Consider the following 22,112-nt stretch of genomic DNA (forward strand, 5'->3'; position numbering starts at 1 on the left):
GGTGGCCCTGTGGCTGGGCGAGCACCAGCTGATGGCCGCTGGCCAGCCCCTGGCTTTCGATCGCGCCGCCGCCAGCACCTATCTGCAGAGCGACACGGTGATTATTCGCCTGGTGGTGGGCGATGGCCCCGGCACAGGTGTCGCCTGGGGCTGCGACCTTTCGGCTCAATATGTCCGCATCAACGCCGATTACACGACCTAATTATCTGAAGGCAAACCAAACGAGTCTTCAGCCCATCGCCGTTGGAATTCCTACAGTGATTAGAATTCCAAATGTGATTAAAGGTCTTGGTCGAGGAGAGCAGCAGCGATGAGCAACCCCCTATGGATGCTTGTGCCCTGGGCGGTTTTTGCAATCGCGGCAGGAATCAAGTTTTGGCGCTTGACCAGCCTGTTTCGCAGGCACCTAATCGGCGCCCCGTCCGGCACCGAGCAGTTCAGGAGCTCCCTTGAGAGAGCCTGGGCTAAGGACCAGCAGGCCGCCTGACAGAGCTCCGCCTGGGCCGTTACAAATTGTGATATATTTGGGTTTGGTCATCGAGCGGTCCTGGACGGGTCCGCTTTTTTATTGGCTTTTATTTGTTGATAGCTCTCCAAATCCACCAAATAACCAGCCCCAGTAGCGCCCATGGCAGCAGCGCTCTAAATACAACCGCCACCAGCAACACCACCAGCAACGACACCGCAGTGCGCTTTGTCAAATCCTTCGCCTCGTCGCTCATGAAGCGCCAGCGGGGAATCAGGGCCATCTGTTCTTAGGCGGGGACTCGCCCCAGCAAAGCCCCTCCCCCTAGATTTGGCACCTATGGCTCAAGTGGCTTCGGTTTCAGCAGCTCCGCCATCCCAGCCACGCCCCCGCTGGCAGGTGCCATTGCTGGTGGGCTTTTGCTTTGGCCTCGGTTATGGCGTCACCCAGCGGCTGCTTGCTCTGCAGCTGCCTTCCTTGGTGCGCCTTGGTCAGGCCTTTGAGGTGCGGCCCTTCCCGGGCACCTCGCTGGAGAGCCTGCGGCTGCGGTTTGGCGCTGAAAACCAGGACATCCGCGGTGACGCGGATCTTTTGCAGTTAGAGCAGCAACCCGATACAGCGGCTCCCGCCGCCAGCGAAGCTGAGCCGCCCCAGGAGTTGCCCTCGCCCGCGGCTGAACCGGAAGCCCAGGCTGTCCCCGCTGACGCGCCAAGCCTGGATGCCCCGCCGCCTCCAGATTTGCCTGGCGCTGATCTGCCACAGTCCACCCCTGCTGCCAGGCCCCAATGAGTGCGCCGCAATCGCTTGTCCAAGCTGCCTTGCAGCGCTTGGGGGCTCGCTTAGGCAGCGGCCTCGTTGATGCGGCCGCCAATCTGGCTCTGCTGGCCCAGGACGCTCCGGAGCGGCTGCGTCAGGAGTTTCAGCTTTTCTGGGACGAAGTGGAAGCAGAAGCTGCCCGGATCGAGAGGGACGACGAGCCGGAGGTAGCCATCACGGCGCCTGCTGTGGATATTCAGGATCAAATCGATGCCCTGCGCGCCCGGGTGGCGGCCATGGCTCGCCGACTGGACCAGGATTCGTGATCCTGCGTAGGCCGCTGCGCATCTGGTGGTTGGCCCTGGCCCTGCTGCTCGGTCTGTGGTGGGACGGCCAGGCCTGGAGCTATGTCGGTGGTGTCACCCCAGAGCGGCAGCGGAGCCGTCAGCGGCGCCGGGCCCGCTGGCTCACCCAGGCATTCCTGGGGCTTGGCTCAGCCTTTATCAAGCTGGGCCAATTGCTTTCGGCCCGTCCCGACGTGCTGCCCGCTGAACTGGTGGAGGAGCTAGCCACCCTGCAGGACCGGGTTCCCGCCTTCCCCTTTGCGGTGGTGCAAGACCTGCTGGAGCAGGAGTTGGGTGAGCGCTGCGCCGAGATCATTGACCTGGAGAGCGAGCCGCTGGGTTCGGCCAGCCTGGCCCAAGTGCACCGCGCCAGCCTGCGCAGCGGCCGTCAGGTGGTGTTCAAGGTGCAGCGCCCTGGCTTGGAGCGCACCTTCCGGCTCGACCTTGAGGTGATGCAACAAGTTGCCGCGGCGGTGCAGCGCCATCCCCGCTGGGGCCGCGGCCGCGACTGGATCGGCATTGCCCAGGAGTGCCGGCGGGTGTTGCTCAGAGAGCTCGACTTCCGGCTGGAGGCCGAGCACGCGGCCCGCTTCCGCCAGCAGTTTCTAGACGATCCCGGCATCCGCATTCCAGCCGTGGTGTGGGAATTGAGTTCCCGCCGGGTGCTTTGCCTCGACTATGTGCCCGGCATCAAGATCACCGATCGCCAGGCCCTGATCGAGGCTGGAATCGTGCCCGCCGCCGTAGCGGAAAAGGGCGCCGCCAGCTACCTGCAGCAGCTGGTGCGGTTTGGCTTTTTCCACGCCGATCCCCACCCCGGCAACCTGGCCGTTGCCGCCGATGGGGCCCTCATCTACTACGACTTCGGCATGATGGGACAGCTCTCCAGCCGCCTGCGGGGCCGCCTGGGCAGCATGGTGCGTGCAGCAGCTGGCCGAGACGCAGCTGGTTTGGTCAAGGAGCTGCAGCAGGCGGGTGTGATTGCACCTGGCGTTGATCCGGGCCCGGTGCGGCGCCTGGTGAGGGTGATGCTGGAAGAGGCGCTGACGCCTCCTTTTTCCGCCAATGTGCTTGAGCGCCTGTCGGGCGACTTATACGACCTGGTTTACGGACAGCCCTTCAGGTTGCCCCCAGAGCTGATCTTTGTGATGCGGGCCCTCTCCACCTTTGAGGGGGTCGGCCGCAGCCTCGATAGCGGCTTTAGTTTGGTGGCGATTGCCCGCCCCTACCTACTTCCCCTAATGACTTCAAGCGGTGGCAGTGGTTCTGGTGTTGGCGGTAGTGCAAACGACCTCTTCAATGAAATCTCGCGCCAGGCGGCAGAGGTGGGCAGCCGCGCCTTGGGTATTCCCAAACGATTAGACGACAGCCTGGCGCGCATCGAGCAGGGCGACCTGCAGGTGCAGATTCGCGCCGGCGAAACGGATCGCCTGCTCCGGCGCTTGGCCCTGGCCCAGCAGGCTGCGGGTCAGTCGATGCTGCTAGCTGGTTTGGCAGTTGCAGCGGCCCTGCTGGCGGTCAGTGCTCGACCGGCCTTAGTAATCATTCCCCTGCTGGCCAGCCTGCCTGTGGGGCTCAGCTGGGTCAAGCTGCAGGGCCGGCTTAAGCGCGATGGCCGGATTGATCAATTGCCCGGCGTGGGTTGAGCTTTTTGCTGGTTTGGGGCTTGTAGGTGTACATCGCCTCATCAGCTTTTGCCCAGGTTTGCTCCAGAGTGGTTCGCGGTTCACTCATCGCTGCACCGATCGAGGCTTGAACGCCGCAGGCTTGCAGGGCCTCCCGCAGGCGATCCACCAGTTCATCCAAGCCGGAGGCGCTGGGGTTGAACACCATCAGCGCGAACTCGTCGCCGCCAACGCGGGCCAGTAAATCCGTGCCGCGCATTTGGGCGCCCAGCTGGCTGGCTGCGATCTTCTGCACCTGGTCTCCCATCTGATGGCCCTGCTCATCATTGATTTGCTTGAAGCCGTTTAGATCAACCACCACCAGCCCGTACTGATAGCCGTGTCGCTGGCGGCGGCTCTCTTCAAGATTGAGGCTCTCATCCCAGGCGCGGCGGTTGGCGATGCGGGTGAGCCCATCGGTGCGGCTCTCGCGCAGCAGGGCTCCATTGAGCCGGCGTAGCCGGATCTCCGAATTGCGACTCACCAGCACCAATGAGATGGTGGCCAGTGAACCCATCAGAAAAACCAGGGCCGTGGCGCGCCAGGAGGTCCAGTTGAGCCGGTTGTGGTCAATGCTCACCTGGGTGCTGACCAGCTGGTTGGCAAAGGGCACGATGCGCAGCCCTACCAGTTTTTGGTCTTCTGGCTCTAGCTCAAGCTTGGGCAGTGCCCGGCGCTTGCAGGCTTGGGTCCTGATCGTGGCCGCTGATCGCCAGCATGCTGGCCGAAAGATTTACCAGGGAGAAGGCTGCTTTTTGCTTGCCCCGTATGTTCCATGGACCGTAGATAAAGGCTGTCCAACCACTGGAGCGGCCCGGTATTGGATAGGCCCGCACCGCCATAGGGGCAAGGTTGTAGCCCAATCCATTGCAGTGGGGCTGATTTAAGTCGGCCCTGAGCTCAGGGGAGGCGCCGCTTAGGGCGGTGCGTACTGATCGAGCCTGGGGATCGTTGCGGGGATCTAGAGGTAAACGGCGCAGGATGGCCAGGCTTTCCTGTTGGGAGATGCTGCTGGTATGAAAATCCTCAAGATCCCAGTTGCCGAGGCTGATTACGCCGATGGTCGCGTTGGGATCGGGATCGGTGCGCTCACCCTCTGGTTCCCCGTTTTGCACATCGCTGCGAGCCAGGGAAAGGGCTGTGAGCGAGCGGGCAATGGCGGTGCATTTGGCCGAGGCCAGGTGACTCACCTCCGAGGCCCCAACCGACTCCAAAGGCTCGTGCAGGAGCTGGTAGGTGAATACGGACGCTCCACCTGTGACAACTATGCCGATAGCGCCGAGCAAGGCGGAGAGGCGCGTTAAGCCCTTTGCGTTGAACTCTGGGCTTTTTGCTGTGAATTCAGACGCCACCAATTTGGTGGGAGGGTCTTGGGAGGCGGGTGCCAACAGCGCCTCCGGGCCCTAAGTGTTCAGGAAACTTTAATGGCTGACCCTTGCTTTTTATTTATCGTCCTCCAACGGGGGAGGTATAAATACTTAGGCTTTGCCGCGGGGGCCCCGGTCTTCAGCGCCGGCGTAGATCGCCTGGCTGCCGAGTTCGTCCTCAATCCGGAGCAGTTGGTTGTATTTAGCCACCCGATCGGAGCGACTGAGGGATCCGGTTTTGATCTGGCCGGCGCGGGTGGCTACGGCGAGGTCGGCGATGGTGGTGTCTTCGGTTTCGCCGGAGCGGTGGCTGATGACACTGGTGTAGCCAGCCCGGCCGGCTAGATCGATCGCCTGCAGGGTTTCGGTGAGCGAGCCGATCTGATTCACTTTGATCAAAATTGAATTGGCGACACCAAGATCGATGCCCCGCTGTAGCCGGGCGGTGTTGGTCACAAACAGGTCGTCGCCCACCAGCTGCACCGTTTTGCCAAGGCGCTCGGTGAGTAGGGCCCAACCATCCCAGTCGTCTTCGGCGATGCCGTCTTCAATTGAAACGATCGGGAACCGGCTGGCCAGCTGGGCTAACTGGTCCACCATCTCGGCGCTGCTGTAGCTGCCGCCGCCGAAGTTGTAGCGGCCATCTTTGAAAAACTCGGTACTGGCCACATCCAGAGCTAGGGAGATCTGGTCGCCGGGCCGATAGCCGGCCTTCTCGATTGCTTGCATCAGCAGTTCGCCGGCGGCGTCATTGCTGGCCAGGTCGGGAGCGAAGCCGCCCTCATCGCCAACGGCGGTTGAGAGGCCCTGGCTGCTCAGCAAACCCTTGAGGGTGTGGAACACCTCCGCGCCCATGCGCAGGGCTTCGCGGAAGCTGCTGGCGCCATGGGGCACCAACATGAATTCCTGAAAATCCATGTTGTTGGAGGCGTGGGCGCCGCCGTTGATCACATTCATCAGCGGCACCGGCAACAGGTTGGCCAGCGGGCCGCCTAGGTAGCGGTAGAGGGGCAGGCCGACGCCGTTGGCGGCTGCCCGGGCGGTGGCCAGGCTCACGGCCAACACGGCGTTGGCACCGAGGCTGGACTTGTTGTCACTGCCGTCGAGTTCGGCCATGGCACCGTCCACGGCGCTTTGGTCAAGGGCGCTCAGGCCACAAAGGGCCGGGGCGATTCGCTCTTCGATGTTGTTGACGGCTTGGGTGACGCCCTTGCCGAAGTAACGGCTGCCGCCATCTCGCAGCTCATGGGCCTCATGGGCACCGGTGCTAGCGCCACTCGGCACAATCGCCCGGCCGCTGGCGCCTCCCTCCAGCAGCACCTCGGCCTCCACCGTGGGTGTGCCGCGGGAATCCAACACCTCCCGTGCCACCACGGTGTCAATAACAAGGTCGAGGGAATCGATCACGTTGAAGTGCCATTGGCGCTCTCTGTCGAGATCCTATGGGTCACCCCCACCCATCCATTTGTGCTGATGGGTACCGCCCTTGGGGTTGCTCGCCACAATGGAATTTGTTGTGCCCAGGTTGATGCCTGGCCTGATCCGCTGATGCGCATGCTGCACACCATGCTCCGGGTTGGCGATCTGGAGCGCTCCCTCACCTTTTATACGGAAGTGTTGGGGATGCGGATGCTGCGCCGCAAGGACTATCCCTCAGGCCGTTTCACCCTCGCCTTTGTGGGTTACGGCGAGGAGCGGGACACCACCGTGCTGGAGCTAACTCACAACTGGGACACCAGTCATTACGACCTTGGTGCGGGCTATGGCCACATCGCCCTAGGAGTGGAGGACATCCAGTCGGTTTGCGATGCAATCCGGGCTAAGGGCGGCAAGGTGGTGCGCGAACCCGGTCCGATGAAGCACGGCAACACGGTGATCGCCTTTGTGGAAGATCCTGATGGCTACAAGGTGGAACTAATCCAGCTCTCCTCCCGCGGCTGACCGCTAAGCCCATGCCCCCAAGCCTCACCAGCGAACCAGATCGCTTCAGCGAAGACGCCTGGGAGTTGCTCTTGGCCTCCCAGGACACGGCTCGCCGTTGGCGCCATGGCGCCATGGATGTGGAGCACCTGCTGCAGACCCTGCTGCTGGAGAGACGTTTCGGGCGCTGGCTGGATCCCCTGCCGCTTGAGCCCGATCGCCTGCTCGATCAGCTCGAGAGTTTCTGCGTCGACCAACCCGGCAGCGCCGGCGGTGAGCTGTACATCGGCGATGCCCTTGAGGATCTGCTCGAGGATGGGGACCGCAGCCGGGCCGCCTGGGGGGACTCTCTTTTAGACGTATCCCACCTGCTGGTCGCTTTGGTGCGCGATCCCCGGATCGGGGCGTCGTTGCTGGCGGCTGAGGGGCTCAGCGAAGACTTGCTGCAACGCCAGTTTCGGCCTGGCTCCCCTGCCAGCCCAGCCCCACCGGCTCCTGCTCCTCCGCAGGCGCCAGCCCCCCCCCCCGACGCTTGGATCGACGCGGGCCCGTCTCCGCTAGCGCCGGTGGCTGCCGCCCCATTGGCCGTCGCCCCACAGGCTGCCGCCCCACTGGAGCAGGAGCCGCCCGAGCCCAGCGCCCTGGAGCGCTACGGCCGGGATCTCACTGCGGCGGCCCGGGCCGGCGAACTCGACCCGGTGATCGGCCGCGACTTGGAGATGCGACGCCTGATTCAGGTGCTCTCACGCCGCAGCAAGAACAACCCGGTGCTGATTGGGGAGCCCGGCGTCGGCAAGACCGCCGTGGCTGAGCTGCTGGCCCAGCGCATCGTGGCCGGCGAAGTGCCCGACTCGCTCCAGGGTCTGCGGCTGGTGGCCCTGGATTTGGGCGCCTTGATCGCAGGGGCCAAGTTTCGCGGCCAGTTTGAGGAGCGCCTGCGGGCCGTGCTTAAGGAGGTGCACGACGCCGATGCCGTTCCTGGGGCAGCCGGGGTAGTGCTGTTTATCGACGAGCTGCATACGGTGGTGAGCGGCGATCGCTCCAATGCCGACGCTGGCAGCGTGCTCAAGCCAGCCCTGGCCCAGGGCTACCTGCGCTGCATCGGCGCCACCACCGCCGAGGACTACCGCCGCAGCATCGAGAAGGATCCGGGCCTGGAGCGCCGCTTCCAGCAGGTGCTGATCAAGGAGCCAGGTCTCGACACCAGTGTGGAAATTCTGCGGGGCCTAAAGGAGCGCTACGAGTTGCACCACGGCGTGGCCATCACCGACCAGGCTTTGGTGGCGGCAACCCGCTTGGCCGACCGCTACATCACCGATCGTTGTTTGCCCGATTCGGCCATTGATCTGGTGGATGAGGCTGCCGCCCAGTTGCGCATGGAGGTCACCTCCAAGCCCCAGCTGGTGGAAGCCGCTGAGGCCGAGCTGCGCCGGGTGGAGCTGGCCCTGCTCTCGGCTGAGGCGGCGCCGCTGGAGGAGCGGCTGCAGTTGCAGGAGCAGCGCCGCCGCGCCACCGAGACCTTGCAGGCACTGCAGCAGCGCTGGCAGGCGGAGCGGGAGCGGCTGGCGGAGCTGCGGGAGCTGTTGCAGCAAGACGAAGACCTACGCCACGCCATCACCGAGGCCGAGCGGGAGGGTGACTATGAGGAAGCAGCCCGGTTGCAGCACGACCAGCTCAATGGCTTGCAGCAGCGCCGCGAAACTCTTGAGGCCGAACTGAAGGGGGAGACGATCCTGCGTGAACAGGTGGAGGAGGGCGACATCGCCGATGTGGTGGCCCGCTGGACCGGCATTCCGGTGCAGAGCCTGCTGGCGGGGGAGCGCCAGAAATTGCTGGAGCTGGAGCAACTCCTGGGCGAGCGGGTGGTTGGCCAGCTAGAGGCGGTGGCGGCGGTGGCCGCGGCGATCCGCCGCGCTAGGGCCGGTATGCAGTCGCCAACGCGGCCGGTGGGTTCGTTTTTATTTCTGGGCCCCACCGGCGTGGGCAAAACCGAGCTCGCCAAGGCTCTGGCGGCGGCGCTTTTCGACGAGGACGACGCCCTGGTGCGCCTCGACATGAGCGAATTCATGGAGCGCAACGCCGTGGCCCGGCTGGTGGGGGCACCCCCTGGCTATGTGGGCTACGAGGAGGGCGGCCAGCTCACCGAGGCGGTGCGGCGCCGGCCCTACGCGGTGCTGTTGCTTGATGAGGTGGAGAAGGCCCACCCGGAGGTGTTCAATTTGCTGCTGCAGGTGCTCGACGACGGCCGCCTCACCGATTCCCAGGGCCGCACTGTGGACTTCCGCCACACGGTGGTGATCATGACCAGCAACCTGGCCAGCCGCGCCATCCTCGACAGTGCAAAGGCGGCACGGGAGGCGGGCGTGGAGCCTGACCAGCAGGCCTGGCGCGATCAGCAGACCTGGCTCGACCAGCAAATAGACCAGGCATTAGCCAGCCAGTTTCGGCCGGAATTCCTTAACCGCATTGACGAGGTGATCCGCTTCCGCCCCCTTGGTCCAGCCGACCTGCAGCGCATCGTGCGCCTGCAACTGGCCGAGCTGGCCCGGCTGCTGGCTGAGCAGCACCTGGAGCTGGAGGTGCCGGAGCCGGTGGTGCAGGCCCTGGCTGAGCAGGGTTACGAGCCCGAATACGGCGCCCGGCCCCTGCGGCGTGTGCTGCGGCGCCAGCTGGAAAATCCCCTGGCCACCGAGCTGCTGGCCGAGCGCTTCAGTGGCGCACGGGGCGTGCGTGTTGAGCCGGGCAATCCCTTGACCTTTGTGCCCCTCGGCTAGGGTGTTCGTTTGCCGGTACGCGCGGACGCCCCCGTGCGCGAGCGCCAGTGGACCCAACCCCCCAAACTCCCGACTCCAAAGAGGCAGAACCCAGCCCCGATGCGTCCATCTCGCCTGCCGCAGCCTCGGCGGTGCCTGATGGCTTTGCTGCCGCCACCCTGGCGGAACTACGCAAAGTCGTTTGGCCCAGCCGTCAGCAGCTGTTCAGCGAATCGGTGGCCGTGATCTTGATGGTGAGTCTCTCGGCGGCAGCGATCGCCGCCATCGATCGTTTTTATGGCTGGGGGGCCAATCAGGTGTTCCGTTGAGCCGATCCGTAGTCGATCCCCCGTCCGTTGATCCCGTTTCTTTCCTGAGCCCCGTGTCCGAGTCCCTGACCGACAGCCAAATCGAAGCCACTGAGCTTGCGGCAGAAGAGCTCGAGCTTGCGGCAGAAGAGCTCGAGCTTGCGGCAGAAGAGCTCGAGCTTGCGGCAGAAGAGCTCGAGCTGGTGCCCCAAGTGCTGGAAGCGCCGGCGCCGGTTGAAAAGATGCAGGTGGCCCGCTGGTATGCGGTGCAGGTGGCCTCCAGCTGCGAGAAGAAGGTGAAGGCCACGCTCGAGCAGCGGGCCGTCACCTTGGGCGTCGACAACCGGATCCTTGAGATCGAGATCCCCCAGACCCCGGGGATGAAGCTGAAGAAGGATGGCTCGCGCCAGAGCACGGAGGAAAAGGTGTTCCCCGGCTACGTGCTGGTGCGAATGGTGCTCGACGAAGACACCATGATGGCCGTGCGCAGCACCCCCAACGTGATCAATTTCGTGGGGGCAGAGGAGCGGCGCGCAACGGCCAAGGCCCGCGGCCACATCAAGCCCCGGCCGCTCAGCCGCACGGAAGTGGATCGCATCTTTAAGCGAGCCGCAGAAAAGAAGGCAGTCGTCAAGGTGGATCTCGCCGAAGGCGATCAGATCCTGGTCACGGCTGGTCCTTTCAAGGATTTCCAGGGCGAGGTGATCGAGGTTTCCGGCGAGCGCAACAAGCTCAAGGCCCTGCTCTCGATCTTTGGCCGGGAAACCCCGGTGGAGCTCGAGTTTTCCCAGATCAGCAAGCAGAGCTAGGTTTCGGCCCCGCTCAGCGGCCGTCTCCCTGCGGAGGGCGGCCGTTTTAGTTCACATCCCCGGCGATGGGGGTGATCCGCAGATTCGCCCCGTAGCCTTAGACGATGGCCAAGAAAGTCGTTGCCGTTATCAAGCTGGCCCTCCAGGCCGGCAAAGCCAACCCCGCGCCGCCGGTGGGCCCTGCCCTCGGTCAGCACGGCGTCAACATCATGGCGTTCTGCAAGGAGTACAACGCTCGGACGCAGGAGAAGGCTGGATATGTGATCCCGGTTGAAATTTCGGTCTTTGAAGACCGCAGCTTCACCTTCATCACCAAGACCCCTCCCGCTTCCGTGCTGATCTCGAAAGCAGCCGGTATCGAGAAGGGTGCCGCCACCTCTGCCAAGGGTTCGGTGGGTGCCATCAGCCGCGCCCAGCTCGAGGAGATCGCCAAGACCAAGCTGCCCGACCTCAACTGCACCAGCGTTGAATCGGCCATGCGCATCATCGAAGGCACCGCCCGCAACATGGGCGTCGCCGTTAACGATTAATTCCATCCCTTATCCGGGGGAGATCCAGGCAGCCTTGATCAGTTCATCTGCTCAACAGCCACGCCCTGAATCGCCCGTACCCCATTCCCACCATGCCGAAAATCTCCAAGCGCTTTTTAGCGATCAGCGCCAAGGTCGAAGACCGCAGCTACAGCCCCCTCGAGGCCATTGAGCTGGTTCAGACCAACGCCAACGCCAAGTTTGACGAAACCCTGGAGGCCCACGTGCGTCTCGGGATCGATCCCAAGTACACCGACCAGCAGCTGCGCACCACCGTGGCCCTGCCCCACGGCACCGGCCAGGCGATCCGCATTGCCGTGATCGCCCGCGGTGAAGCCGTGGCCGCCGCCAAGGCTGCCGGCGCCGACCTCGCTGGTGACGACGATCTGGTGGATCAGATCGCCAAAGGCGAGATGAACTTCGACCTGCTGATCGCCACCCCGGACATGATGCCCAAGGTGGCCAAGCTGGGCCGGGTGCTCGGTCCCCGCGGCCTGATGCCCAACCCCAAGGCAGGCACCGTCACCACCGATCTGGCTGGCGCCATCAACGAGTTCAAGGCCGGCAAACTTGAGTTCCGCGCCGACCGCAGTGGCATCGTGCACGTGCGCTTTGGCAAGGCCAGCTTCACTCCAGTCAACTTGCTCGAGAACCTCAAGGCCCTGCAGGAGACCATCGATCGCAATAGGCCCAGCGGTGCCAAAGGCCGCTATTGGAGGAGCCTCTATGTGACCTCCACCATGGGCCCCTCGGTGGAAGTTGACTTCTCGGCCCTGCAGGACCTCAAGCAGGAAGGCTGAGTCGCCGCTCCAGCTGCTTGAACAGCAGCGAGGCCGTGGTGGTCATCACTAGGTAAACCAAGGCCACCGCTAGGTAAACCTCAAACGCCCGGTAGCTGGTGGCCACCACCAGCTGCCCTTGGCGGAAAAGTTCGTCGAAGCCGATCACCGCCGCCAGGCTGGTGTCCTTAATCAGCGTGATGAACTCATTGGCTAAGGAGGGCAGCACCCGCTGCAGGGCCTGGGGCAAGATCACTAGCTGCAGCGCCTTTAGGGGCTTGAGCCCCAGGGCCCTTGAGGCCTCCCATTGGCCCCGGTCAATGGAAATAATTCCTGCTCGTAGGGTTTCCGCCAGGTAGGCAGCGCCGTTTAGCCCTAGGGCGAGCACTGCGGCAGAGAAGCGATCTAGTTGCAGCTCTAGTCCCAGTTGGCGGGCTAGGGCAGGCACGCCGAAGTAGATCACGAACAGCTGCACCAAAATTGGCGTGCCGCGAAAGAAGTCGACGTAGATGCGGCAGCAGCGCTGCAAAACTGTGTTGGCCCCCAGTAGCCCCGCAGCTACCAGGCCAGCTCCGATCAGGCCTAGGCCGAAGGAGCAGAGGGTTAGCGCCAGGGTCACGCCCGCACCGCGGATCAAATTGCGCAGCAACTGCACCCCGTCAAGTCCGGCGCTATCGCTGCGGCTATCGAGAGCAGGGGCTCGCTGGGGTAGAGCTGGCGGGCTCTGCCCAAACCAACGCTCATAGATCCGGGCGTAGCTGCCATCGGCCAGTACCTGGCCCAGCCCCTTGTTTACTGCTTCGCGCAGGCCAGAGCCCTTGGGGAAGGCGATGCCGTAGAAGTCGCTAGTGAGGGGCTTGCCGGCGATCTCGATGCCATCGAGGCCAGCGGTTTCGATCGCGTAAAGGGTGGCAGGCAGGTCATTTACGTAGGCCTCCACGTGGCCGTTCAGAAGCTCCTGCAGGGCAAGAGGACCTGAATCAAAGGTGCTGAGCTTGGCTCCCGGCACGGCTGCCATGGCCTTTGCACCGGTGGAACCGATCTGAACGGCGATCGTGCGCCCTTCTAGATCTTTGAGGTTGGCGATGCCCCGGGTGCCTCGCCGCACAACTATGCCCAAGCCAGCGGCAAAATAGGGGCGCGAAAAGTCGACGGTTTCGGCCCGCTCTGCGGTGATCGTCATGGCGCTGATGGCCAGGTCGAGGTTGCCCGCCTGCAGGGCAGGTATCAGGCCATCGAAGGGCAGAGCTGTGAGCTTGAGCCGCTGGCCAGTGCGCTTGGCGATCGCTTCGATCAGTTCGATATCGAAGCCCCGCAGCTCGCCGCTGGCCCCATCAGTCATGCCGAAGGGGGCATAGGTGGGATCGGTACCTACGGTCCAGGTGGGGGCCGCTCCAGCTGGAATCGCCAGGCCGACCACCAAGGCCATCACCAAGCTGAGCAGCAGCTTGGCGCCGCGGCGGCGAGAGGCAGGCATGGCTGAGCTCGGGTGTGGGCGGTGTGTAGTGTGGGCCACTGGCTTTGTCCAGAAGGGCACGCGCCCTACCCCAGACAGCAGGTGGATTTCGGTCCGTAAGTCCTGCCGAGGTGATCGCGACAGGTTTGGCACCAAGAAGGATTCGTCCGGAAGGGTTGTGGAGCGTGCAGCGGCCTCGAGTTGACCTTTCCCTTGGGAAAAGTCAGCGTCCCGGGCTGCGTTCCCGGCTTGTTCCCCTGATCCGTTCCTTTCCTATGGGCCGCACGCTGGAGAGCAAGCAACAGATCGTCGATGAGCTCAAGGGGCTCCTCGGCGAGGCCGAAATGGCGCTTGTCCTTGATTTCAAGGGCTTGTCCATCAAGGAGATGTCTGATCTGCGGATTCGTCTGCAGGCCAGCAAGGGGGTGTGCAAGGTGACCAAAAACACCTTGATGCGCCGCGCCATTGATGGAAATACCGCCTGGGCGAATCTCGATTCTCTGCTCACCGGCTCCAACGCTTTCGTCCTTGTTAAGGGCGATGTGGGTGGTGCGGTGAAGGCCGTGCAGTCCTTTCAGAAGGACACGAAGAAGTCTGAGGTGAAGGGTGGCCTTTTCGAAGGCAAACTCCTCTCCGAAAAAGACATCAAGGCCATCGGAGATCTGCCCTCCAAGGAGGTGCTCATGGCCCAGATCGCTGGTGCGATCAACGCCGTGGCTACCAAGTTGGCCGTGGGTATCAACGAGGTTCCGTCCGGTCTTGCCCGGGCGCTCAAACAGCACGCCGAAGGCGAAAGCTGAGCTCCCCCGATCCGACTGTTCACAAACAGATCTGTTGCTGATTCTCAACCATGTCCGCTACAACCGACCAAATTCTCGAGTCACTGAAGACTCTTTCCCTGCTTGAAGCTTCCGAGCTCGTCAAGCAGATTGAAGAGGCTTTTGGTGTATCCGCCGCCGCTTCCGCGGGCGTCATGATGGCCGCAGCTCCCGCTGCTGCCGCTGAAGCCGTCGAGGAGCAGACCGAATTCGACGTCATGCTCGACAGCTTTGACGCCGCTGCCAAGATCAAGGTCCTCAAGGCCGTCCGCGAAGTCACCGGCCTCGGCCTAGGCGAAGCCAAGGCCCTGGTGGAAAGCGCTCCCTGCGCCATCAAGGAAGGCATCGCCAAAGGCGAAGCCGAATCCATCAAAAAAGCTGTGGAAGAAGTTGGCGGCAAGGTTTCGATCAAGTGATCGCTGGGGCCCTGCGGGGCCCTATCACCTTTCTGCCAACGTCTTTCGTTGCCATCAGACCGGTCCCTCCAGGGCCGGTTTTTTGATGCAGTAACAAACAAAAAGATCTGACCAATAAAAAAGCCCCGCCGAAGGCAGGGCTCTGAGTTGGAACGATTCTGGGAGTCTGTCCTCGTTTCGACCCCGGAAGAGCGTTCCCACTCCTCACACCCCAGAAACTTAATGGCAGGCTTTGGGATCGGCTAGTTGGACTGGGACTCTCCGGCAACTGGCACCTGGGCTTCAATCGCGGAAGGGGATCACTGGCAAGCGAATAGGGCCCTGGCCTGTCCCCTGGGCCAGCAGGCTCGGGGGGGCAACCGGCGGACGCAGGCCAAGCTGGGCTCCAGGCCTGGCTGGGGGTTGGGAGGTGCCGCTGGCTGCGGCTAGTAGCTGGGGCAGGGGTGCGGCGTTGGCGAAGTACAGGTGATTCAGGGTCTGCTCGCCAAAGCTGCGGCGTTGCAGGTCCCAGCCGGCTTCGAGCTTCAGGGCTACAAACCCATCTCGATCCCGCAGGGGCACCTTGGCGCGGGCAACCACCAGGGTGGTGGGATAGCTGGGGGTGCTGGCCTGCAGTTGCAGTTCGTTGCCGCTCTGGCGCAGCTGCAGCCGGTAGCGACTGGCCAGATCCTGATCGCCGATGCGCAGGGAGTAGCCGTTGCTGTCGAGATAGCGGCTGCAGATGCCGGTGAAGTTGAAGCGGTTGAGGGCCGGGTCGATCAGGCCGTCGGGGCGCTCCTCCCAGCAGCGGGGCTGGGGTTGGATCTGCTCAAGCACCAGCAGGTTCCAGTCGTTACGCCCCAGGGGCCGCGCCAGCACGGCGAAGCGGCTGGCATCGAGCGGCCGGCTATTGAACAGGTTGGCGGCCTCTGCCCAGGGGGTGAGGGCGGCCAGGGCCGCACCTGTCAGCAGGGCGTTGCGCCAGGGACGGTAGGTTCGGCGCTCTGCCTGGCTCCTGGTCAGGCCCGGTTTGGATGGGTCCATGGCGGGGCGCAGCAAGCGGGCAGATGGGTTCTCTAGCGAATTTTCGGGGGTTGTCCAGTGGCGGCTAAGCCGGTGAAAGTGGTGGCTGCGGCATGTGATGGTGCTTGCAGTGGCAATCCGGGCCCCGGCGGCTGGGGGGCCTTGCTGCGCTTCGAGGATGGCTCGGTGCATGAGATGGGCGGCGCCGATCGGGCCACCACCAACAACCGCATGGAGCTCACCGCAGCCCTGGCTTTGCTGGAGGCCATCAAGGAGCTGCCCCGTCCGGACCAGCTCAGCATCCGCACCGATAGCCGCTACCTGATCGATGGTTTCAGCAAGTGGATCCAGGGCTGGAAGCGCAAGGGCTGGCGCACGGCCTCCGGCGGAGCGGTGCTCAATCGGGATCTATGGGAGCAGCTGGACCAGGCCCGGCTTGAGGGGGTGTCCCTGGTGCACGTCAAGGGTCACAGCGGTGATCCAGACAACGACCGCTGTGATGCGATCGCCGTGGCCTTTTCCAAGGGTCAGATGCCGGCCATGGCGGCTGGCGAGGTGATCGCCACTGCCCGGATCGAAGCCGATGTTCCTGCCGATATTCCCAGCGCTAAAACCGCCGCCCCTGGCCCAGGGATTGCCGACCCGGCGCCTGCTGCCATGCAACAGCTGCTGAGCCGCTGTGAGCTGGCCGATCGCTTCGCTGGCCAGGGCTACGGCCTCAGCTTGGTGGAGCTGGCCCAGCTGGTGGAGCAGCCCTTGCAGCAACTGGAGCGCCGCAGTGGCCCCTGGCGCTGGCGCGACTGGCAGGTGTTACCCCTGGAGGGAGGGCGCTGGCGTTTGCAACGGGACGAGGGAGGATTGGGCGCGCGGGAGTAGGCGGCGGCTGATGGTGGATTCAGGCTCATCGAGCAGGGCTGGCACAGGGACGGTTCGCACCAGTACAGACGCCTTATATGGGCGACTGGTGGGTCCGCTGCTGGGCCGTGATGACGGCGCTGACGCCGAGCAGCTCAGCCAGCTCACCCTAACGGCCCTGGCCCAGGCGTCTTTGCGGCGCCAGTGGCCCTTGGTGAGTGGTGCCCTGGCAGGCCTGGGCGCTGAGCTGCAGCGCCCCGATCCACGGCTGGAGCAAACCCTGTTTGGCTGCCGCTTCTCTAACCCGGTGGGCCTGGCGGCTGGATTTGACAAAAACGGTGTAGCAGCAGGGATCTGGCATTTGTTTGGTTTTGGCTTTGCCGAGCTGGGCACGGTCACCTGGCATGGCCAGCCGGGTAATCCCAAGCCGCGGCTGTTTCGTTTGGCTGCCGAGCGGGCGGCGCTCAACCGCATGGGCTTCAACAACGGCGGCGCCCAGGTGTTGCGCCGCACCCTGGAGCGTCAGCAGCTGCCGGCACCGGGCCAGCGCCCGGCGGTGCTGGGCATCAACCTGGGCAAATCCAAGATCACCTCCCTGGAGCTGGCCCCCGACGACTACGCCTCCTCCCTGGAGCTCCTCGCCCCCCTGGCCGACTATGCGGTGATCAATGTGAGCTCGCCCAACACGCCGGGTCTGCGGGAGTTGCAGGAGGAAACCCTGTTGCGGCGCCTGGTTGAGCGCCTGCGGCGCTTGCCGGCCTGCCCGCCCCTGCTGGTGAAGATCGCGCCGGATCTGGAGGACGACGCCATTGATGCCATTGCCCGCATGGCCTATGAGGAGGGGCTGGCCGGCGTAATCGCCGTGAACACCAGCCTGCATCGCCTTGGCCTGGAGCAGCGGCGCCTGGTGCAGACTGGCCGCACATTGGCCGAGGAGGCCGGCGGTCTCAGCGGAGTGCCCCTACGGGGCAGGGCCCTTGAAGTGCTGCGTCGGCTGCGGGCCACGGCGGGTCCAGCCTTGCCCCTGATTGGCGTCGGCGGGATCGATTCGGCCGAGAGCGCCTGGGAGCGGATCACTGCGGGGGCCTCGCTGGTGCAGCTCTATACCGGCTGGATCTACGGCGGGCCGGCGCTGGTGCCGCAGATTTTGGAAGGTCTGGCGTCCCAGCTGGATCGCCATGGCCTGAGCCATATCAGCGCAGCCGTGGGCACAAGTCTGGCCTGGCGCTGAATGTTCGGTAAGTTGTTATAGCGAATGGGTTTGCACCTTGGTACTGGCGGGACTCCAAAATATTTGGCAGCCCCTCCGTGCCCAGCTATTTCCGAAACTGGTGATGGTGGATTTGTCCGAGCACTTGGTGCTTGGCCAGTCCGTTAAACGGGGCCAGCCAGTTGAGCCAGTCTGGTCAGCGCCGATACCGGCGCGCACCTGCCGTAATGGGGTGCCCCAGCTCGCGGATGCGGTGGGCGACTTCATCGGTGATCTGCTGCTCGAGCACGGTGGGATTGATTCCCAGCTGGTGGTGTCCCTGCCCCGCCAGGCGGCCCATTGGCGGGTGGTCGAATGGGCTAGCGCGCAGCATCCCGTGGATTCGATCGATGAGCTACGCGATCTGAACCCTGATCTGCGGCTGCCGTTTGCGTTGGATGACGCTTACGTCGATGTGCAGCCCCTACCTGGAAATACTGCCAGCTCCCTGGTGGTGGCCGCAGCTCGCTCGGTGGTGGAGGCCTGGGTGGAGGTGTTTGCAATAGCTGGCGGCACCCTGCAACATCTGCTGCCGGCTCAGGTGTGCTTGATGGGAGCGCTCAGCGATGAACTAACAGCTACACCTGCCTCCACCCTGGTAGCCCTGTTGCAGCCGCTTGATGAGCAGATCGTCCTAACCCTCTGGCGCCAGGGCGTGCCTGAATTTGAGCGGCTGCTGCCTGGGGCTATGCCGGAGTTGTTACCGGCCCTGCAGCAGAGCCTGGATTTTTATCGCAGCAACCATGCACCCAAAGCACCCGTGAGGCTGCTGCTCGCCGAATCAATGCCGGATCTGGAAGGCTTGGAACAGGCCCTAGAACTGGAGTCCGAGCTGCTTGAGCGTGACGGCTTTGGATCCCTTGTGCTGCAAGGACTTGCCGGCTTGGAGTTGGCCCAATGAGCTCCCCATCGATGGCCTCCCAGTTTGATCTGCTGCGTGAAAAACGCCAGGAGCTGAATCTGCCCGAGCCAGCTGAGGCCTCCATCCAGGGGCGCCGCTGGCTTGTCCAAGGTGTGGTGATTGGTGCGGCCCTGGTTGGCGTTTCCCTTGGCGTGGCGGTATTGGTGTTTTTGAGAGCCTTGATGGTGAGCTCGGCGATCGAGGGCCTAGGCACCGTGGAAGCAGAGGTGCAGTTGTTTGAAACCCAGCTGAGCGCCAGCAGAACCAAGCTCAATGGGGTGGCAAAGGCCAATCAGGATTTGGTTAAGGGCTTGCTGTCAGTGCGATCCGGTTCAGCGGTGCTGCGCGATCTGCAAATGAGGGTGCCTGCGGGAATCCAGCTCACCAGTGCTGCTGAAGAAGGCACTGGCTATCGCCTCAAGGGGCTGTCACGTGATCCCCAGGCTTTTGCACGTATCAATGCCCTGCAGCTGCAGCTGAAGCGTTCGCCTTTGCTTGATCCCAATGCGATCACTTTGGTGAAGGCCTCCCGCGAAGCGGGTGCAGCCAGCACACCTCAGGCTCAAGCAGTAGTAGCACCGGTCAATTTTGAGATCCAGGTAAACTTCCGCCCACCGATTAGTCCGTTAGCGGAAAAACAAATCCTCACCCAGCTGGGCTCCGAGGGTTTGGTGCGACGCCTCGATCTGCTCCAAAAGGAGGGTCTGCTCTGATGACTAATCTTCAAGATGTTGCTAGCCCTAATGCCACCAAGTTACAGCAGCGCTTGCTGTTGGGTGTGCCGATTGGTATTGGTGCGGTTGTTACTGCTTTGATTGTTGGCTTTTGGGTAGCACCTCAATGGATGCGCCTCCAATCCGATAGTGAACGCTTGGCCCAGCTTGAGGAACTCAAGAGCCGCATCCCCCTGCTGAGATCCCAGATTGCCAAAACCGCCGAGGCCCAAAGCGCGGCGGAGCGTAAGCAGCTCCAGGTGCTGCAATTAATTCAGGGTAGTGGTGAATTTTCTACCTTCCTTGCCCAGTTTGATGCGGAAGCTGCGCGCCACGGAGTGCAGCTCGATCTCTATGAGCCAGTGGCGGCGCCAGCACCTGTGCCCGCTTCAGAAGCGAAGAAGGGTGAACAGGCTCCGCCACCGCCAGCTTCTCCTATGGAAGCGGCTGGGCTGAAGGAGCAGAAGGTGTTGCTCACTGCTCGCGGTAGTTATCCAAGCCTGCTGGCCTTTATGAGAGCCACTGAAAAGCTGAGTGTGCTTGTGAGCCAGAGCAATTTGTCTTTGGCTGTGGTAGATCCAGCTAAAGCTGGGGCTCAGCTTGCCCCTCCGGCCGGGACTGCTGTTCCAGGTGGTGGCCGAGTAGCGGTGAAAACTGAGCTGAAGTTGATGCTGACTTATTATAAATCTGCAGGTGCTCTCGCGCCTGCATCAGTGGCGGGCAAGAACTAGCCAAGCCTTCAATTAATTGGCTACAGCGACTGGCCATCATGAAATATTTTAGGTAAGATCCGATTACCAATAGAGTTTGACGTTGGGCAGGAATTTCTGGCACCGCATAGCGACGGCCGCGGTGGCTTCAGCACTTCCCGGATACGCCCTTCTGGACGTAGCCGCTCAGTCGGCTCCTCGTCAATCGCTCTCTGGTCAGGCAGTTTCTTCCGTTGCTAAAACCGGCGCTGCTCCTGCCGCCGCCGGGCCGATGCAGCTCCAGGTGCGTCGCTTGGGTAATTCGGTTGAGCTGGTGGTTGAGGGTGCTGGTCCAGGCCCCCAGTTGCAGCAATCGTCTCGGGGCAGTGGCTGGCAGGGTCAGCTGCTCACCGCTACTCCTTCGGGCCTGCGTTTTGGCCCGCAGCGCATTTCCTTGCCTGAATTGGGAATTCAGTCGGTGAGCTTGGATGGCTCTGGCAGTAGCTACATCTTGTCGGTGACCCCGATGCCCGGGGTCCCATTGGCTCGCCCGGTAGTGAGCGCAGACGGACTAAACCTGATCCTTGCTTTTCCGACGGCACCTCAAGCTTCCCTGCAGACCAACCGCCTTGATCTGAGTCGGCCCGGTGCGGTCCCGTTGCCTACCTATGCGCCACCGCTACAGGCCAGAGCAGTAGCGCCACCGTTGGGTGATATGGCTGTGGGCACGATGACTGTGCAAAATCGTGGTTACCTCAACTTAAGTGGACCACCCGTAACACTCACCACCAGTGGAGCTAATCCGCGTGATTTGCTTATGGTAATGGCTCGGATTGGCGGATACGGTTTTGCATATTCGGATCTTCAGCCTCCTCGTCTTAAGCAGGGCACTGAGCTTCAGTCAGAAAGCAAAGAAGGTGGTCAAGACCCTTCGCGAAACAAAGTCTCACTTCCTGCCGTATCAGTTGCTTTTCAAAATGAATCTTTTTCTAGAGCATTTAATTTTGTGTTGGCATCTTCTGGCTTGCAAGCCCGTCTTGATGGTCGGACAATCTTGGTTGGAGCGGCAGTATTGCAGCAGATACTGGGTCCTCAAGTATCCAAAGTCTACCGCTTGAATCAGGCGTCAGCTGATAGTGCAGCTGATTATTTGGCTAATCTTGGCGCTCTTGTTACGAAGACGTTTCAAGAGACAATCACCGCTACAGAGGGAGTTCCGCTTTCGGGTGCAGGCACCGTAAATCCTCAAACAACCAGGACTTCGACCGAAACAAAAGTTTTGCAATATGGAGGAGAAAGGGGTCCTCTTCTTGGGCTTCAAGCTACTACAGATTCAAGGCTTGGAACAATTACTGTTGTTGGCGAATCTTCATTGGTGGCTATCGCTCAACAATATTTGAGTCGTCTTGATCTTAGGCAGCGCCAAGTAGCGCTTTCGGTTAAGATTTTAGATGTGTCGCTAGGCAATGACACGACTATCGATAATAGCTTTGCCTTTAGATTTGGAAGCAACTATATTGTGAATGACTCTGGCCGTTTGGTTGCGGCATTTAATCAAAGCTTGCCTCCGGGCTCAGTGCCTCCTTCGTTGGCTGCAATTGGCAGCTCTGATCAGCAATTTTTTGATTTTCTAGAGGCCCAAATTGTTTCTAGAAATACAAAAATTTTGGCTTCACCTACTCTTATGTTACAAGAAGGAGGTAATCAAACTGATGTTAAAGAGATTGATGATCCGTTGAAAAATCGCGTCTCTCAGGATGGCAGAGTAGGTAGGTCTAGATCAAATGAAGCATTTGTACAGGTCGGCTCTTCATTGGTAACATCTTATTCTGTTAAGCAGGATGCAAATGGCAACAATTTCTGTGAACCTCAATTTGCAAATTCTGGCCTGACTCTCGGCGCCAGAGTTGACAAAATTGACGACAATGGATTCGTGACATTTTCCCTTTCTCCCGAGATCTCTGCGCCAACTGGAACCCAGCCAGCCGGAAACTGTGGACTCATCAATATCATTAATTCGCGTCTTCTCGACACAGGTCAAGTGCGTGTACGAGATGGTCAAACCCTCATTCTTACGGGTGTGCTGTCTGAGTTAAATACCCAAGTTGCAACTAAATGGCCTCTGCTTGGAGATTTGCCTTTGATCGGTCAGTTTTTCAGGAGTTCTGCTGGGCAGAGAACCAAGAATGAATTGGTTATTATGGTTAGCCCTCGTATAATTAACGATGAGGTTGGTGGATCCTATGGTTATGGCTATAAGCCGGGCTCGGTAGATGCTCGAGAATTCATGGGCTCTTCACAGCCTTGAATATGAAGT

Annotated in this window: 25 protein-coding genes; 19 read left to right on the forward strand and 6 right to left on the reverse strand. The window is 62.0% G+C overall.

Going from position 1 to position 22,112, the window contains the following annotated elements:
- The coding region (locus KBY72_RS05765; protein WP_254993227.1) for a bifunctional ornithine acetyltransferase/N-acetylglutamate synthase at positions 1-202 on the forward strand (202 nt) is incomplete at its 5' end.
- A 108-nt stretch (positions 203-310) separates the two neighbouring features.
- On the forward strand, positions 311-487 hold the full coding sequence (locus tag KBY72_RS05770) for a hypothetical protein (protein WP_254941892.1): 177 nt from the start codon (positions 311-313) through the stop codon (positions 485-487).
- An 88-nt stretch (positions 488-575) separates the two neighbouring features.
- Here the strand turns inward: KBY72_RS05770 and KBY72_RS05775 are convergent, their stop codons facing one another.
- A complete protein-coding gene (locus KBY72_RS05775) occupies positions 576-749 on the reverse strand; it encodes a hypothetical protein (protein ID WP_254960749.1) in 174 nt (57 codons plus the stop codon).
- A 56-nt stretch (positions 750-805) separates the two neighbouring features.
- Between KBY72_RS05775 and KBY72_RS05780 the strand changes: the two genes are divergently transcribed.
- Genes KBY72_RS05780 through KBY72_RS05790 form a run of 3 tightly spaced genes read left to right on the forward strand, consistent with a single transcriptional unit; the run spans position 806 to position 3,212 of the window.
- Positions 806-1,255 (forward strand): hypothetical protein, encoded by a 450-nt coding sequence (locus KBY72_RS05780; protein WP_254960750.1) that lies wholly within the window; start codon positions 806-808, stop codon positions 1,253-1,255.
- The gene (locus tag KBY72_RS05785) at positions 1,252-1,548 is read left to right on the forward strand and encodes a hypothetical protein (protein ID WP_254960752.1); all 297 of its coding nucleotides are present in this window, start codon (positions 1,252-1,254) and stop codon (positions 1,546-1,548) included. The genes KBY72_RS05780 and KBY72_RS05785 overlap by 4 nt, the downstream gene beginning before the upstream one ends.
- Positions 1,548-3,212 carry an ABC1 kinase family protein gene (locus tag KBY72_RS05790; RefSeq protein ID WP_254960799.1) on the forward strand — a complete coding sequence of 555 codons (1,665 nt, stop codon included), beginning with the start codon at positions 1,548-1,550 and terminating at the stop codon, positions 3,210-3,212. Before KBY72_RS05785 ends, KBY72_RS05790 begins: the two co-directional genes overlap by 1 nt.
- Here the strand turns inward: KBY72_RS05790 and KBY72_RS05795 are convergent.
- The 3 genes from KBY72_RS05795 to eno all read right to left on the reverse strand — a co-directional run bounded on the left by KBY72_RS05795 (position 3,169) and on the right by eno (position 6,004).
- Entirely contained in the window at positions 3,169-3,843 is a 675-nt protein-coding gene (locus KBY72_RS05795; protein ID WP_254960753.1) for a GGDEF domain-containing protein, read from the reverse strand. The two genes, KBY72_RS05790 and KBY72_RS05795, sit on opposite strands and share 44 nt — an antisense overlap.
- A 40-nt stretch (positions 3,844-3,883) precedes the next feature.
- Complete coding sequence (locus tag KBY72_RS05800) at positions 3,884-4,618, reverse strand: hypothetical protein (protein ID WP_254960754.1); 735 nt, start codon at positions 4,616-4,618, stop codon at positions 3,884-3,886.
- A gap of 90 nt (positions 4,619-4,708) precedes the next feature.
- On the reverse strand, positions 4,709-6,004 hold the full coding sequence (eno, locus tag KBY72_RS05805) for a phosphopyruvate hydratase (protein WP_254932368.1): 1,296 nt from the start codon (positions 6,002-6,004) through the stop codon (positions 4,709-4,711).
- Positions 6,005-6,145: 141 nt separating this feature from the next.
- Here eno and gloA point away from each other — a divergent pair, with 141 nt between their 5' ends.
- The 6 genes from gloA to rplA all read left to right on the forward strand — a co-directional run bounded on the left by gloA (position 6,146) and on the right by rplA (position 11,717).
- The gene (gene gloA, locus KBY72_RS05810) at positions 6,146-6,538 is read left to right on the forward strand and encodes a lactoylglutathione lyase (RefSeq protein ID WP_254941896.1); all 393 of its coding nucleotides are present in this window, start codon (positions 6,146-6,148) and stop codon (positions 6,536-6,538) included.
- Positions 6,539-6,549: 11 nt separating this feature from the next.
- A complete protein-coding gene (locus KBY72_RS05815; protein WP_254993228.1) occupies positions 6,550-9,291 on the forward strand; it encodes an ATP-dependent Clp protease ATP-binding subunit in 2,742 nt (913 codons plus the stop codon).
- Between the two features lie 47 nt (positions 9,292-9,338).
- Positions 9,339-9,599: a preprotein translocase subunit SecE gene (gene secE / locus KBY72_RS05820; protein ID WP_161956167.1), complete on the forward strand. Its 261-nt coding sequence runs from the start codon at positions 9,339-9,341 to the stop codon at positions 9,597-9,599.
- Positions 9,600-9,820: 221 nt separating this feature from the next.
- Entirely contained in the window at positions 9,821-10,387 is a 567-nt protein-coding gene (gene nusG / locus KBY72_RS05825) for a transcription termination/antitermination protein NusG (RefSeq protein WP_396093237.1), read from the forward strand.
- A 104-nt stretch (positions 10,388-10,491) separates the two neighbouring features.
- The gene (gene rplK / locus KBY72_RS05830; RefSeq protein WP_106632872.1) at positions 10,492-10,917 is read left to right on the forward strand and encodes a 50S ribosomal protein L11; all 426 of its coding nucleotides are present in this window, start codon (positions 10,492-10,494) and stop codon (positions 10,915-10,917) included.
- Between the two features lie 92 nt (positions 10,918-11,009).
- Positions 11,010-11,717, forward strand: coding sequence for a 50S ribosomal protein L1 (gene rplA / locus KBY72_RS05835; RefSeq protein WP_254960759.1), 708 nt, complete (start codon positions 11,010-11,012; stop codon positions 11,715-11,717).
- On the opposite strand, the gene KBY72_RS05840 is transcribed toward rplA, so the two are convergent.
- Positions 11,701-13,173 (reverse strand): ABC transporter permease subunit, encoded by a 1,473-nt coding sequence (locus KBY72_RS05840; protein WP_254960761.1) that lies wholly within the window; start codon positions 13,171-13,173, stop codon positions 11,701-11,703. The genes rplA and KBY72_RS05840 overlap by 17 nt on opposite strands.
- Positions 13,174-13,427: 254 nt before the next feature.
- Between KBY72_RS05840 and rplJ the strand changes: the two genes are divergently transcribed.
- Together rplJ and rplL are read left to right on the forward strand one after the other, a co-directional pair.
- Positions 13,428-13,952 (forward strand): 50S ribosomal protein L10, encoded by a 525-nt coding sequence (rplJ, locus tag KBY72_RS05845; protein WP_106632875.1) that lies wholly within the window; start codon positions 13,428-13,430, stop codon positions 13,950-13,952.
- Positions 13,953-14,002: 50 nt separating this feature from the next.
- Entirely contained in the window at positions 14,003-14,386 is a 384-nt protein-coding gene (gene rplL, locus KBY72_RS05850; protein WP_254960763.1) for a 50S ribosomal protein L7/L12, read from the forward strand.
- Between the two features lie 282 nt (positions 14,387-14,668).
- Here the strand turns inward: rplL and KBY72_RS05855 are convergent, their stop codons facing one another.
- Positions 14,669-15,409 carry a DUF3747 domain-containing protein gene (locus tag KBY72_RS05855; protein WP_254960764.1) on the reverse strand — a complete coding sequence of 247 codons (741 nt, stop codon included), beginning with the start codon at positions 15,407-15,409 and terminating at the stop codon, positions 14,669-14,671.
- Positions 15,410-15,466: 57 nt separating this feature from the next.
- On the opposite strand from KBY72_RS05855, the gene KBY72_RS05860 reads away from it, so the two are divergent.
- The 6 genes from KBY72_RS05860 (at position 15,467) to KBY72_RS05885 (ending at position 22,103) form a co-directional block, all read left to right on the forward strand.
- Complete coding sequence (locus tag KBY72_RS05860) at positions 15,467-16,264, forward strand: ribonuclease H (protein ID WP_254960766.1); 798 nt, start codon at positions 15,467-15,469, stop codon at positions 16,262-16,264.
- A 10-nt stretch (positions 16,265-16,274) separates the two neighbouring features.
- On the forward strand, positions 16,275-17,474 hold the full coding sequence (locus KBY72_RS05865; protein WP_254960767.1) for a quinone-dependent dihydroorotate dehydrogenase: 1,200 nt from the start codon (positions 16,275-16,277) through the stop codon (positions 17,472-17,474).
- A 103-nt stretch (positions 17,475-17,577) separates the two neighbouring features.
- Positions 17,578-18,393, forward strand: coding sequence for a hypothetical protein (locus KBY72_RS05870; RefSeq protein ID WP_254960768.1), 816 nt, complete (start codon positions 17,578-17,580; stop codon positions 18,391-18,393).
- A gap of 11 nt (positions 18,394-18,404) precedes the next feature.
- Positions 18,405-19,106, forward strand: a complete 702-nt coding sequence (locus KBY72_RS05875) for a PilN domain-containing protein (RefSeq protein WP_254993230.1) — start codon at positions 18,405-18,407, stop codon at positions 19,104-19,106.
- On the forward strand, positions 19,106-19,837 hold the full coding sequence (locus KBY72_RS05880) for a hypothetical protein (RefSeq protein WP_254993232.1): 732 nt from the start codon (positions 19,106-19,108) through the stop codon (positions 19,835-19,837). The genes KBY72_RS05875 and KBY72_RS05880 overlap by 1 nt, the downstream gene beginning before the upstream one ends.
- Positions 19,838-19,919: 82 nt before the next feature.
- Positions 19,920-22,103: a general secretion pathway protein GspD gene (locus KBY72_RS05885; RefSeq protein WP_254993234.1), complete on the forward strand. Its 2,184-nt coding sequence runs from the start codon at positions 19,920-19,922 to the stop codon at positions 22,101-22,103.
- The last annotated feature ends 9 nt before the right edge of the window (positions 22,104-22,112 follow it).

Origin of the sequence: Cyanobium sp. BA5m-21 (genome assembly GCF_024346235.1) — a bacterium.
GTDB classification, from domain to species: domain Bacteria; phylum Cyanobacteriota; class Cyanobacteriia; order PCC-6307; family Cyanobiaceae; genus Cyanobium_A; species Cyanobium_A usitatum.